Raw genomic sequence first — 12,677 nt, 5'->3', positions numbered from 1 at the left:
TGCAGACCCCCGCGAAAGACGCAGCCGCAGCGGCCAGAGAAAGATGCGTTTTACCCAGATCACAGCGCAGACCCCCGCGAAAGATGCAGCCGCAGCGGCCGGTCAGAAGAACAGAAGATAAGAGGAGTGGAGCCTGGCCGGATCATAGTTCAGGCCCCAGCGCGAAGTGGAGTCGCAGCGGCTTCTCCTCCTCGGAAATGCCCACCGCCAGATCGAGCCTGACCTGACCGATGGGGGTCACCCAGCGCACGCCGACCCCGGTGCCTATCTTCCAGGCCTCGCTGTAGTCGACCGTGGCGGTACCGCTGTCGACGAACAGGGCCCCCAGCCACTTGTCGCTGAAGCGGTAGTTGTACTCGGCACTGGCGACGCTCACATAGCGGCCCCCCAGCAGCTTGCCGTCGCTGCCGCGCGGCGAGATGGTCTCGTAGCCGTAGCCGCGCACCGTCTGGTCACCACCGGTAAAGAAGCGCAGCGAAGGCGGCACCAGCGAGAAGCTGTCCCCTATGATGGCCCCCTGTTCGGCCCGCAGCAGGAAGCGGTGATCCTCCCCCAAAGTGCGCAGCCACTTGCTGCGCCCCCACACCCGCACGAAGCTGATGTCGGAGCCCCAATAGGGATCGGAAAACTCCAGGGTGAGCTGTTGGCGATCGCCCCAGTCGGGCACCAGACCACCGCGCACCCGCAGCCGCGACCAGGAGACGCCGGGGATCAGCAGCAAGCTGTTGCCCTCGTCGGCGCCCTGGGTATAGATCTCGTTCTCCAGCCGGATGAACACGTCCCGGTCCCAGCTCTCCGGCCGCCGCTTCCAGCGGTGCACGCTGAGGGTGGTCAGGTCGGAGCGGGTATCGTTGTTGTCCTTGTACTGATAACCAGCCTGCAGCGAGTAGTAGTCCCGCAGCGGATTACCCACCGGGATCTGGTAGTCGAAGCTGAGCTCGGCCTCGGGCTGGGAGACCTTGGCGGTGGCGTTGAGCCGGTGACCGTAGCGGTTGACCCAGGGCTTCTCCCAGGTGGCGCTCATGCGCGGCCCCACGTCGGTGGCATAGCCGATACCCGTTTCAATCTCGTGATCGACCCGGTTGGAGAGGGTCACCTGCACCGGCACCCGGTTGCCCTCGGCCTGGCTGATGAGCGGCTTGATGTCCACCTGCTTGAACAGCTTGGTGGAAGAGACATCCTGCGACATCTCCGCCAGCCGGATCGCCAGATAGGGGTCACCGCTCTTGATGTTGATGAGCGGGCGGATGAGGCGCAGCGCCTCCGGCGTGGCATCGTAGTGGATCTCGCCGAAGTGGTAGCGCGGGCCGGAGCGAAACAGGATGTAGATCTCGGCGGTGCCCTGATCCGGGAACACCTTGACCTGGCTCTTGCTGATTTTGGCGTCGAAGTAGCCGCGGGCCAGCCCCAGACTGCCCAGATCCGCCTTGATGGATTCGTATTTGCCGTGGTTGAGGGGATCCCCCTCTTTCAGGGGCAGCTTGTCCAACAGCTCGCTGTAGAGCTCGTCGCTGCTGGCATCCCCTTCCAGCAGGATGTCGAGACGAGAGATGATGACCGGCTTGCCCGGCTCCACCTCGATGATCACTTTGGCAGGCGCCTTCTTGTCGCGGCTCAGGGTGATCTTGGGCTGGTAGTAGCCATAGACCTGCAGCGCCTTTTGCACGCTCTCGGTGATCTTGACGCGGGCCGGACGGTACTGGCGCTCCTGATAGACCGGCAGGGCATTGAGGTAGGCCTCGACGTTGTCCTTGTTCTCCCCCTTCAGTCCCTTGATCTGATAGGTGAGTTTGGCCGCCATGGCAGGCGTGACGAACAGCAGCAGACAGAGGCTCAGTCCCAGCGCGCGAAGCCCACGACGAAAGGCCCGTGCGGGCGGTGAGATCCCTGCAGGCAGGGGCGGATTGCATCCTGTCAAACGTCAATTTCCCCGAAGAACATGATTAAAATAATGCGATATTCAGAACGAATATGAGGCTCACTCGATCGCAAACGCGCCTCATCCTAGCATATCCCCGGCCCGACATCAGAGCGGGGTGACACCGAATTTCGCCATATTATTGAAGCCTTTGCCCGCGCAGGCCGCGCATTTTCCACACTTTCCCCCGCAGACTTATGCCACTGCGGGCCAAAAAGGGCAATCCATGACCAGCACGGCCATGCCATATGGCCCCTGGCGGCCCATCCGGCCCGGTATCGCGCCATCCCTTGTTGGCCGATAGGCGCGACATCAACTGTCGGCAACTGGTCAAGATAGCGGCAATCGTCTCTCTCGCCGGGCCCACCAGCCACATCCTGGCTGCCACTGGGCCGCCCGCCTTGCCCCGCTCCCGCAGGATCAGTGCATTTTATCTCGCAGGATCAAGCAGTTGCCATCGCCCAATCAAAGCCTCGTTCAACCCAATCGATTTATCCCGCTGCCCCCCTGCTCACTTCTCGCCCACACTGGGCTTATTGCACCAAGGCTCGCATCTCACCAGAGGAGACACCGTATGCACGCACGCAGCGAACAGATGGCGGACTACATCGCCGACCGACTCGAATTCATCACCTTTCTCGCCTGTTGCAGCGCCCTGCTGGCCCTGCTGACCGGCATGAACGGCCAGCAGGCGCTGGCCTTCACCGCGCTGAACCTGCCGTTCGGGCTCGCCATCCTGCTGGGCATGGCCATGCTGGCGCCGCTGCCAACCCACTGGCGCCTGCCGGGCATCACCTTGCTGCTGGCGGGCAGCGCCCTGGCGACCCTGCAACTGGGGGGCAACTGGCTCAATCCGCTGGCAATCTGGAGCCTGCACGCCCTGCTCGGGCTGGAGATCCTCTGGCAGGCACGGCCCAGAACCCGGCTTGCTGCCTGTGCCCGCAGCTGAATTTGCCATGACGGCTGACGCGCGGCAGGAATTGGAGTACTCTTTGCGCCCCCGATTTGCCCACCGCCGAGGAGCGTCCCGATGAGAAAAGCCTGTGCCCAGCACATCCTGGTCAAGACCGAGAAAGAGTGTCTGGAGATCAAGGAGAAGATTGCCAAGGGAGCCGACTTCGGCCAGATGGCCAAGCGCTTCTCCACCTGCGCCTCCAGCAAGCGCTTCGGCGATCTGGGGGAGTTTTCGAAGGGCGACATGGTCAAGGCGTTTGACGATGCCGTGTTCAAGGGCGAGCTGCTGACCGTGCTCGGCCCGGTGCGCACCAAGTTCGGCTTTCACCTTATCAAGGTGCTCTACCGCAACTGAGTTTAGGGCCCGGTTCAGGGTTCTGGGTTCAACTCCACCGGCCAGCCGCCGCAGCGGCGGGCATAGAAGCCAAAACGCCAGGGGTGGCGCGCCGCCCAGTCCTCCATCTCCGGCGCCGGGGTGAACCGGCTCTGCGGCCAGAGCGCGACCCGGCTCGGCCGCCCGTGCAGCGCCTGCCAGCGTGTCAGGCTCACCTGGGCCAAGCGCCACTGATAGTCATCCTTTGGCAGCAGGACCGGCGCAAATGCCAGGCCCCGATTGCAATACTGGCCGTCGCCATCGCGCCCATCCACCAGTTGCCAGAACACGTTGAGCAGATCGCCGTACCCCACTTTGACCGGGTCATAGTCGATGCGCACCGCCTGGCGCCGCGGTGGCACTTCCCGCCAGCTCGACCCCGTCGCCACCAGCTGGCTGACGTAGCCCGGCTCCACCCGGCTGACCCCGGGCAGGGTCTCGTAGACGGCTTCGGCGCGCCACATGTCCCCCGCCGCCAGCACGGCACTGTCCGCCCACAGCGGAACGCTTGGGAAAAGCAGCAGGATTGAGATAAATTTACTAACGTTATCAGTCAATTAAGTTTATCCTTCTGGGCACTTGTCCATCATAACCAGTGGATCCCCGTTATGCCCAGATATTTGTGGTGGCCGCTTCTGGCCTGGTTGCTGCCGCTTGCCGGCGCCCTCGGCAGCCGTGTTCACCTCTGGCCCTGGTGGCTGGGGTTCGCCATCTGCCTGCTCGGGGCCCTCGTCTCCCTCGTCTTGCTGATACGCCTGCCCTGGTCTCGCAGCCGCTGCGCCAATGGCTGGGGCGCCGCGCCACTGCTGTTGCCCCTGGCCTTTGTGGTGCAGGCGCTGCGCACGCCGCTGGTCAACGATGTGAGCACGGATCCCAACAACCCGCCCCAGCTGCACTGGGCCGGCGAACTCAGAACGGCGCAGGATCTGCCGATTAATCCGGCTCCGTTGAAAGCATCTGAGGGTAAACCCGGTCCTCTCTTTACCAGCGCCTCCCCGGTCGAGGTGATCACCGAGGCCCACGCCCTGATGGAGCAGCTCGGCTGGCAGGTGCGGCCAAGCCCGGAAGGACTCGAGGCAGTGGTCACCACCGGCTGGTTCGGTTTTCAGGATGACGTGGCGCTGCGGGTCTTTGCCGGGCCCAAGGAGACCCGCATCGACATGCGCTCCGCCTCCCGTCAGGGGCAGAGCGACCTGGGCACCAACCGGGCCCGCATAGAGGAGTTTCTGATCCGCCTCAACGAGCGGCTGGGTCAGGCCTACAAACCCAATTTGAAGCAATAAGAAGGTCATCCATGCGCGTCGAGGTCAAGCCCGATCGGGAATATGCCTGGTTCATCCGCCCCTTTTTCTGGCTGCAAAAACGCAACTACGGTCAGGTGCTCATTCCGGGCAAGTGCTGGGGCCGCTCGCCACGCCTGTTTGCCGCCGTCGCCACCCTCTATGGCGTCATCAACCGCAAGCGCTCTCCCATCGATCCCGTGCTGCGCTCCCTGGTGACGGTGCGGGTCTCCCAGCTCAACTGGTGCCGCTTTTGCGTCGACATCAACGCCATGACCCTCATCAAGCGGGCGGGCTCCAGCGAGAAGGTGGAGGCGCTCGCCAACTGGCGCGAAAGCCCCTTGTTCGATGAGCGTGAGCAGGCCGTGCTCGACTACACCGAGGCGATGACGGGGCTGGATGGAGTCAACGATGAGCAGGCCGCCCGCCTCAAGCCCTGGTTCGACGACGACGCCATGGTGGAGCTCACCGGCCTCATCGCCTTCCAGAACATGTCGGCCAAGTTCAACGCCGCCCTCGATATTGCGCCGCAGGGCTTCTGCCAGCTGCCGGTGCAGCCAGTGCGTCCGGCCCAACCGGATAACAAGGACGCCTGATGAGAGGCTCCCGCCTGCTGCTGGTGCTGGTGATGGGTTGCCTCATCGGCGCCTTTTTCGCCTTCGACCTTGGTCACTACCTGAGCCTGCCCCAGCTGCAGGCCCGTCAGGCCGAGCTGGCCGCCCTGGTCGACCGCCATTTCGTCAGCGCCGCCCTGCTGTTTGTCGTCGTCTACGTGGTGAGCACCGCCCTCTCCCTGCCCGGCGCCAGCCTGCTCACCCTGGCCGGCAGCGCCGTGTTCGGTGTTGCCTGGGGGCTGCTGCTGGTCTCCTTTGCCAGCAGCATTGGCGCGACCCTGGCCTTTCTCAGTGCCCGCTTTCTGCTGCGCGACTGGGTCGAGCGGCGCTTTGGCGACAAGCTGGCCAGCTTGCAGGCCGGCATGAAGAAGGAAGGGGCGCTTTATCTGCTGAGCCTGCGCCTCATCCCCATCTTCCCCTTCTTTCTGGTCAACCTGCTGATGGGGCTCACCCCCATCAGAGTCAGCACCTACTACTGGGTGAGCCAGCTTGGCATGCTGCCCGGTACTTTCGTCTACGTGCTGGCAGGCAGCGAGCTCGCCAACCTCACCAGCACCGGCAATATCCTCTCCCCCGGCCTGATGGTGGCGCTGACCCTGCTCGGACTGATGCCGATGCTGCTCAAGGGCCTGCAGCGGCGCCTCGCCCTGCATCGGTTGCACGCCCCCTACCGCAAGCCGACCCGCTATGACTACAACCTGCTGGTGATTGGTGCCGGGGCCGGCGGCCTCGTGACCAGCTATATCGCTGCAGCGGTGAAGGCCAAGGTAGCGCTCATCGAGAAGCACAAGATGGGGGGCGATTGCCTCAACAGCGGCTGCGTCCCCTCCAAGGCGCTGATCCGAAGCGCCCGCTTTGCCGCCGAGCAGCGTCGGGCCAATGAACTGGGCTTTAACCCAAGCCAGGCCAGCGCCGATTTCGCTGCCGTGATGGAGCGGGTCGCCCGCGTCATCAAGGAGGTCGAACCCCACGACTCCATCGAGCGCTATCAGGGGCTGGGGGTGGAATGTATCGAAGGGGAGGCGCGGCTGGTCTCCCCCTGGGAGGTGGAGGTGAACGGCCAGCGCCTTGCCAGCCGCCATATCGTGCTCGCCACCGGCGCCCGGCCGCTGGTGCCCACGCTGCCGGGCCTTGAGCAGGTGCCTTGGCTCACCTCCGACACCCTCTGGCAACTGCGCACCGCGCCGCGCCAGCTGCTGGTGCTGGGCGGCGGCCCCATCGGCTGCGAGCTGGCCCAGAGTTTTGCCCTGCTTGGGGTGCCCGTTACCTTGGTGGAACTCTCGGATCAGCTGCTGCCCCGCGAAGAGCGGGAAGTGGCCGAGCTGCTGGCGGAACAGCTGGCCCGCGATGGCGTGCGGGTGCTCACCGGCTGGCGCGCCGAACGAGTCGACTATCTGCCAGCGGCCGCGGGGGATCTCCCCATCCGGCTGCAACTGCGCCGGGGCGATGATACGTTGGTGGTGGAAGGGGATCAGCTGCTGCTGGCGCTGGGCCGGGTCGCCAACGTCAGCGGCTTCGGGCTCGAAGCGCTGGGAGTGGAGCTGACCCCACGCGGCACGGTGGCGGTCGATGGCTTCCTCGCTACCAACTACCCCAGCATTCTGGCGGTGGGGGACTTAGCGGGCCCTTACCAGCTCACCCATGCCGCCGCCCATCAGGGCTGGTACGCCGCAATCAACGCCCTGTTCAGCCCGTTCAAGCGCTTTCGGGCCGACTATCGGATCATGCCGGCGGCCATCTACACCACCCCCGAAATCGCCCGGGTCGGCCTCAATCAGAAAGAGGCCAGGGCGCAGGGCATCCCCTTCGAGCTGACCCGCTTCGCGCTGGCCGAGCTGGACAGAGCCATCGCCGACGGCGAGCGTCAGGGCTTTATCGAGGTGCTCACCGTACCCGGCAAGGATCAGATCCTGGGTGCCACCATAGTGGGCACTCACGCCGGCGAGCGGATCGCCGAGTTCGTGCTCGCCATGCGCCACCGCCTCGGCCTTGGCAAGATCCTCGCCACCATTCACGCCTACCCCACCCTGATGGAGGGGAACAAGTATCTGGCGGGCGAGTGGCGACGGGCCCGTCAGCCCGCCACCCTGCTGGCGCTGCTGACCCGTTATCACCGCTGGCGCCGCGGCGCCTGACCCAACTCCAGGTAACCCAGATGCGACATTTATTGCCCTCGTTCACACAGCTGCTGCGTGCCCTGCCCCTGCTGGCAGGCAGCCTCCTCTTCACCCAGGCCAACGCCGCCGACAACCCGCAGTGGCAGCAGACCCTTGATGAGGCCAAGGGGCAGACCGTCTACTTCAACGCCTGGGGCGGCAGCCCGGAGATCAACGCCTATCTGGTGTGGGCAGGCCAGGAGCTGGCGCGTGAATACCAGGTCAAGCTGGTGCTGGTGAAGGTGGATGACATCGCCCAGAGCGTCAGCCAGCTGCTGGCCAACAAGCAGGCCGGCAAGCTCAGTGGCGGCCCCATCGACCTGCTCTGGGTCAACGGCGAGAACTTCAAGGCGCTCAAGGAGCAGGGGCTGCTCGGCGCCCCCTTTACCCGGGAGCTGCCCAACATGGCGCTGGTAGACAAGACGCTGCCGGTGAGTGAGGACTTCACCGTGCCGGTGGAGGGGCTGGAAGCCCCCTGGGGCATCGGCCAGCTCAACCTGATGGTCAACGGCGAAGAGGTCAAACAGCTGCCCACCTCGGCGGCTGCCCTGCTCGCCTGGACCAAGGCCCACCCCGGCCGCTTCACCTATCCCAAGCCACCCCAGTTTCACGGTTCCAGCTTTCTCAAGCAGATCTTGCTGGAGCTGACGCCGGACCCCACCCCCCTCTATCGGGAGGCGACCGATGCCGAATTCATCAGAGTCACCGCACCGCTCTGGGCCTGGCTGGATGAGCTGCACCCGACGCTCTGGCGCAAGGGCAAGCTGTTCCCCACCAGCGCCGCCGAGACCCGCCAGCTGCTCGATGACGGCGAGCTGGCGATGGCCATCAGCTTCAACCCGCAAGAGGCGCAGAGCGCGGTGCAAAACGGCACCCTGCCCCCCAGCGTTGTGGCGGTAGCCATGGCGAAAGGGGCGCTCACCAACAGCCACTTCCTCGCCATCCCCTTCAACGCCAACGCCCGCGCCGGCGCCAAGGTGGTGGCCAACTTCCTGCTGAGCCCCGCCGCCCAGGCGCGCAAGGCCGAGCCCGCCTTCTGGGGCGATCCCAGCGTGCTGCGGGCCGATGCCCTGCCCGCCCCCCAGCAGCCGGTGCCGGCACTGCGCTTCAAATCGGTGGCCGAACCGCACCCCAGCTGGCAGCTCAGGCTGGAAGCGGCCTGGGCCGAGCGCTACGGTCACTGATGAGCCGGTTCGGCCACTCTTTGCTTGATTGGCGCCCCCTGTTCGCCGCCGGGTGCGCCCTGGTTTTTGGCCTGCCGCTGCTGGCGGGGGGCTGGCAACTGTTGGCTGAGGGATTGACCCGACCCCACCTGCAATTGCTGCTGGCCCAGCCGGGCGTGTGGCACTCGGCGCTGCTGAGCCTGTGGATTGGCGCCGCCTCGACCTTGGTCAGCCTGCTGCTGACCGCCCTGCTGCTGGCCCACAGCGACAGCCGGGCCGTCGGCTGGCTGCGCCGGCTGCTCTCGCCCTTGCTGGCGCTGCCTCACGTCGCCTTTGCCATCGGCTTTGCCTTTCTGCTCGCCCCCTCCGGCTGGCTGCTGCGTCTGCTCTCGCCGACCCTCACCGGGTTCGAGCTGCCCCCCGACTGGCAGACCCTGCGCGATCCCGCCGGGCTCGGGCTCATTCTCGCCTTGACCCTCAAGGAGACCCCCTTCCTGCTGCTGATGGCGCTCGGCGCGCAAGACCCCGCCAGGATGGCGCGCCAGCAGTGGCTGGGGGCCAGCCTTGGCTTTAGCGCCCCCCAGATCTGGTGGCGCCTGCTGCTGCCGGCGCTGTGGCCTGCCCTGCGTCTGCCCCTCTATGCAGTGGCCGCCTACGGGGTGGCGGTGGTGGATCTGGCCCAGTTGCTCGGACCCGATGCCCCCGCTCCGCTGGCTGTGCGCCTATGGCTCTGGTATCAGGACCCGGATCTGGTCTGGCGCGGCGCCACCGCCAGCGGCGCCCTGCTGCTGCTCGCCATCACGGCGCTGCTGCTGGCCCTGCTGCGGTTGCTGGAGCTGGCCCATCGAACCCTTGGCAAACCCGGCTGGCTCGATGGCAGGCGAGCCAACCCAAGCGCTTTTGGCCGCACCCTTGCCACCGGCAGCGTGGCGACCCTGATTGCCCTCAATCTGGCGGTGCTGGCCGCCCTGCTGCTCTGGTCGCTGGCCCGGCGCTGGCCCTTTCCCGCCCTCTGGCCGAGCCAGTGGAGCGGCCGCTATTGGCTCGAACTGCTGCCGACCCTGTCGCCGCTGCTGACCACCAGCATCCTGCTGGCGCTGGCGAGCGGGGCGATAGCGCTGGTGATGGCGGTGCTGAGTCTGGAAGCCCAAGCAGGCCGCCGCCCCTGGCCGCTCTGGCTTATCTGCCTGCCGCTGCTGCTGCCGCAGGCCAGCCTGCTGTTCGGAATTCGCCTCGGGGTGGACTGGTTCAGCTTCACATGGGGGGGCAATGGCATCGGCTGGGGCTGGGTGCTCTGGAGCCAGCTGCTGTATGTCTTTCCCTACGTTTATTTGTGCCTGCACGGCCCCTATCGCCAGTTCGACGCGCGGATCACCCAGAGCGCCCTGCTGCTGGGGGCAACCCCGTGGCGAGCCTGGTGGCAGGTGAAAGGGCCGCTGCTGGCCCGTCCGCTGCTGTTTGCCTTCGGCGTCGGAGCAGCAGTGAGTCTGGCCCAATACCTGCCGACCCTGCTGTTTGGCGCAGGCCGGGTGGTCACCATCACCACCGAGGCGGTGGCCATCGGTAGCGGCCTCAACCGGCGGCTGGCGGGGCTCTACGGCCTGTTGCAACTGCTGCTGCCACTCGTTGTCTATCTGCTGGCACTCTGGCTGCCGGCCCGACTCAATCCGGCGCTCAAGGGCGCCCGCTGACGATGGACTGTGACCATGGAAACAGCATCATGCTGAACACCACCCCCCTTCGCCTCTATCTGGATGAAAATCTGCTGCTCTCGCTGCCCACCCTGCAGGTGGCCCCCGGCGAGGTGTTGACCCTGATGGGGCCCAGCGGCTGTGGCAAAAGCTCGCTGCTGGCGGCGCTGGCGGGGGTATTGCCCGCAAGCGGCCCCATCCGGCTGGAGGGGGAAGTGACCCTCGGCGCGCGCCGGCTCACCCAGCTGCCGCCCCAGGCCCGGCGCATCGGCATGCTGTTTCAGGATGATCTGCTGTTCGACCATCTGACGGTGGCCGAGAACCTGATGTTCGGCATGCCGGCCAGCCTGAAGGGGCACAGGGCACGGCGGGAAAAGGCAGTGGCCGCGCTGGCGCAGGTGGATCTGACAAATCAGGCGGACAAGCTGCCGGGGGCGCTCTCCGGCGGCCAGAAGGCTCGCGTCAGCCTGCTGCGGGCGCTGCTGGCCGAGCCCGAGGCATTGTTGTTGGACGAGCCCTTCTCCCGCCTCGACAAGCCGCTGCGGGCCGCCTTTCGCGAACTGGTGTTCGCGCAGATCAAGGCATTGGCCATCCCCGCCATTTTGGTGACCCACGACGAAGACGACGCGCCGGGCACCATACTCCAGCTCACCGAATCCCGTTTTTGACCGAGGAGTTCACCTTGTTTGACCGCCACCTGATCCCCGTTATCCGCAGCCCCCTCACCCGGCTCGCCAGACCGCTCTGCCGCGCCGGGATCAGCGCCAACCAGATAAGCCTCACCGGCTTTACCATCGGCATGCTGGCGTTGCCGCTGCTGGCCTTTGGCTGCTATCAATGGGCGCTGGCGGCCATCCTGCTCAACCGGCTGCTGGACGGGCTCGATGGCGCCGTGGCGCGGGAAACCGGCATCACCGACTGCGGCGGCTTTCTCGACATCACGCTCGATTTCATCTTCTACGCCGCCGTGGTGCTGGGCTTTGCCCTCGCCGTCCCCGCCAATGCGCTGCCCGCCGCCACCCTGCTGTTTGCCTTCATGGGCACCGGCTCGAGCTTTCTGGCGTTTGCCATCATGGCGGGCAAGAGGGGGATCGACAATCCGGTCTACCACCACAAGTCCCTCTACTATCTGGGCGGCCTCACCGAGGGGAGCGAGACCATCGCCCTGTTCGTACTGATGTGCCTGTGGCCCGCCGCCTTCGCCCCGCTCGCCTACGGCTTTGCCCTGCTCTGCGCCATCACCACCCTGACCCGGCTCTGGAGCGGTTACCACACCCTGCGTTGAGGCCAAACGGCGGGAAGGGCCCGCTACGGAACACTTGCGCATGGACGACAATGTTTTACCATGGCGACACTCTTTTTCAGGCTCATGAGAACCTTATGCGTCGCCTTGTCTCCGTGCTCACCCTCTCCCTGTTTCCCATGCTCTATGGCTGCAGCAGCACGCCAGCTGCCAAGCCCGTGGTCAAGCCCCAGCCCAACAGCGCCTTCATCAACCAGACGCCGCCGAGCAAACCCTTCTACGGGCAGGTGAGCCAGCCGGGTGTCAGCAAGGGGGACTTCGCCAATCGCGCCAACGTGGACAACTTCGTACAGCGGATGGTGCAAAAGCACGGCTTCGACGGCGCCGAGCTGCACCGGGTGCTGGCCCAGGCCGAGCGCTATGACTGGATCATCCGCCTGATGGATGCCCAGGCCCCCACCACCACGCCGCCCACCGGCCCGACCGGCGCCTGGAATCGCTACCGTGCCAAGTTCATCACCCCGGACAACGTACAGAACGGCGTCAGCTTCTGGCGTGAGTACGAGAACGAGCTCAACCGCGCCCAGCAGGTCTATGGGGTGCCGCCGGAGATCATCGTCGGCATCATCGGCGTGGAGACCCGCTGGGGCCGGGTGATGGGCAAGACCCGCATCCTGGATGCGCTGGCGACCCTGGCGTTCGACTACCCGCGCCGGGCCGAATTCTTCACCAGCGAGCTGGAATCCTTCCTGGTGATGACCCGCGACGAGGGGATGGATCCCACCGAACCCAAGGGCTCCTACGCCGGCGCCATGGGCTACGGCCAGTTCATGCCCTCCAGCTTCCAGCGCTACGCGGTGGACTTCAACGGCAACGGCCACACCAACCTGTGGGATCCGGTGGATGCCATCGGCAGCGTGGCCAACTACTTCAAGGCCCACGGCTGGGAGAAGGGGCAACCGGTGGCGGTACGCGGTCAGGGCCAGCTACCCGGCTACGAACACGGCTTCCAGACCCGCTACCCGGTCGCCTCCCTGCGCCGCGCCGGGCTGACCCCCACCAGTACCCTTGGCAACCACAGCGAGGCGAGCCTGCTGCGCCTCGATGTGGGCACCGGCTATCAGTACTGGTACGGCCTGCCCAACTTCTACACCATCACCCGCTACAACCACAGCACCCACTACGCCATGGCGGTGTGGCAGCTGGGGCTGGCGGTGAAAGATGCCCGCGGCGGTTACTGAGCCTGCCGGATAAAAAAGGCGGCTCTCTAGGCCGCCTCGCCAAC

At 65.7% G+C, this 12,677-nt stretch carries 12 protein-coding genes; 10 read left to right on the top strand and 2 right to left on the bottom strand.

The window, feature by feature from the left end:
- Window positions 1–142: 142 nt before the first annotated feature.
- The gene (tamA, locus tag OKC29_RS06905) at window positions 143–1,918 is read right to left on the bottom strand and encodes an autotransporter assembly complex protein TamA (protein WP_073349614.1); all 1,776 of its coding nucleotides are present in this window, start codon (window positions 1,916–1,918) and stop codon (window positions 143–145) included.
- A gap of 574 nt (window positions 1,919–2,492) precedes the next feature.
- Between tamA and OKC29_RS06900 the strand changes: the two genes are divergently transcribed.
- On the top strand, window positions 2,493–2,867 hold the full coding sequence (locus OKC29_RS06900) for a hypothetical protein (protein ID WP_073349613.1): 375 nt from the start codon (window positions 2,493–2,495) through the stop codon (window positions 2,865–2,867).
- Window positions 2,868–2,948: 81 nt separating this feature from the next.
- Window positions 2,949–3,227, top strand: a complete 279-nt coding sequence (locus OKC29_RS06895; RefSeq protein ID WP_011705448.1) for a peptidylprolyl isomerase — start codon at window positions 2,949–2,951, stop codon at window positions 3,225–3,227.
- 14 nt (window positions 3,228–3,241) lie between these two features.
- On the opposite strand, the gene OKC29_RS06890 is transcribed toward OKC29_RS06895, so the two are convergent.
- A complete protein-coding gene (locus tag OKC29_RS06890; protein ID WP_073349612.1) occupies window positions 3,242–3,802 on the bottom strand; it encodes a peptide-methionine (S)-S-oxide reductase in 561 nt (186 codons plus the stop codon).
- Window positions 3,803–3,853: 51 nt separating this feature from the next.
- Between OKC29_RS06890 and OKC29_RS06885 the strand changes: the two genes are divergently transcribed.
- The 8 genes from OKC29_RS06885 (at window position 3,854) to mltB (ending at window position 12,633) form a co-directional block, all read left to right on the top strand.
- Window positions 3,854–4,528, top strand: coding sequence for a DUF1499 domain-containing protein (locus tag OKC29_RS06885; RefSeq protein WP_073349611.1), 675 nt, complete (start codon window positions 3,854–3,856; stop codon window positions 4,526–4,528).
- Window positions 4,529–4,539: 11 nt separating this feature from the next.
- Window positions 4,540–5,121: a carboxymuconolactone decarboxylase family protein gene (locus OKC29_RS06880; protein WP_073349610.1), complete on the top strand. Its 582-nt coding sequence runs from the start codon at window positions 4,540–4,542 to the stop codon at window positions 5,119–5,121.
- Complete coding sequence (locus tag OKC29_RS06875) at window positions 5,121–7,274, top strand: FAD-dependent oxidoreductase (RefSeq protein ID WP_073349609.1); 2,154 nt, start codon at window positions 5,121–5,123, stop codon at window positions 7,272–7,274. The genes OKC29_RS06880 and OKC29_RS06875 overlap by 1 nt, the downstream gene beginning before the upstream one ends.
- Window positions 7,275–7,294: 20 nt before the next feature.
- Complete coding sequence (locus OKC29_RS06870) at window positions 7,295–8,479, top strand: ABC transporter substrate-binding protein (protein WP_162275651.1); 1,185 nt, start codon at window positions 7,295–7,297, stop codon at window positions 8,477–8,479.
- Window positions 8,479–10,149 carry an ABC transporter permease gene (locus OKC29_RS06865; RefSeq protein WP_073349607.1) on the top strand — a complete coding sequence of 557 codons (1,671 nt, stop codon included), beginning with the start codon at window positions 8,479–8,481 and terminating at the stop codon, window positions 10,147–10,149. Before OKC29_RS06870 ends, OKC29_RS06865 begins: the two co-directional genes overlap by 1 nt.
- A gap of 29 nt (window positions 10,150–10,178) precedes the next feature.
- The gene (locus OKC29_RS06860) at window positions 10,179–10,817 is read left to right on the top strand and encodes an ATP-binding cassette domain-containing protein (protein WP_073349606.1); all 639 of its coding nucleotides are present in this window, start codon (window positions 10,179–10,181) and stop codon (window positions 10,815–10,817) included.
- A 14-nt stretch (window positions 10,818–10,831) separates the two neighbouring features.
- Entirely contained in the window at window positions 10,832–11,434 is a 603-nt protein-coding gene (locus OKC29_RS06855) for a CDP-alcohol phosphatidyltransferase family protein (RefSeq protein WP_073349605.1), read from the top strand.
- A 95-nt stretch (window positions 11,435–11,529) separates the two neighbouring features.
- Window positions 11,530–12,633 carry a lytic murein transglycosylase B gene (gene mltB, locus OKC29_RS06850; protein ID WP_011705439.1) on the top strand — a complete coding sequence of 368 codons (1,104 nt, stop codon included), beginning with the start codon at window positions 11,530–11,532 and terminating at the stop codon, window positions 12,631–12,633.
- Window positions 12,634–12,677 lie beyond the last annotated feature (44 nt).

Source organism: Aeromonas sp. QDB34 (genome assembly GCF_027705405.1).
Taxonomy (GTDB): Bacteria; Pseudomonadota; Gammaproteobacteria; order Enterobacterales; family Aeromonadaceae; genus Aeromonas; species Aeromonas hydrophila.
The sequence above is the reverse complement of the archived record's forward strand: the minus strand, read 5'-3'. Positions and strand labels throughout refer to the sequence as shown.

Coding starts and splice junctions, on each gene's coding strand:
- OKC29_RS06895 (WP_011705448.1), top strand. CDS start 2,949: ATGAGAAAAGCCTGTGCCCAGCACATCCTGGTCAAGACCGAGAAAGAG.
- mltB (WP_011705439.1), top strand. CDS start 11,530: ATGCGTCGCCTTGTCTCCGTGCTCACCCTCTCCCTGTTTCCCATGCTC.
- OKC29_RS06900 (WP_073349613.1), top strand. CDS start 2,493: ATGCACGCACGCAGCGAACAGATGGCGGACTACATCGCCGACCGACTC.
- OKC29_RS06870 (WP_162275651.1), top strand. CDS start 7,295: ATGCGACATTTATTGCCCTCGTTCACACAGCTGCTGCGTGCCCTGCCC.
- OKC29_RS06860 (WP_073349606.1), top strand. CDS start 10,179: ATGCTGAACACCACCCCCCTTCGCCTCTATCTGGATGAAAATCTGCTG.
- OKC29_RS06875 (WP_073349609.1), top strand. CDS start 5,121: ATGAGAGGCTCCCGCCTGCTGCTGGTGCTGGTGATGGGTTGCCTCATC.
- OKC29_RS06880 (WP_073349610.1), top strand. CDS start 4,540: ATGCGCGTCGAGGTCAAGCCCGATCGGGAATATGCCTGGTTCATCCGC.
- OKC29_RS06865 (WP_073349607.1), top strand. CDS start 8,479: ATGAGCCGGTTCGGCCACTCTTTGCTTGATTGGCGCCCCCTGTTCGCC.
- OKC29_RS06885 (WP_073349611.1), top strand. CDS start 3,854: ATGCCCAGATATTTGTGGTGGCCGCTTCTGGCCTGGTTGCTGCCGCTT.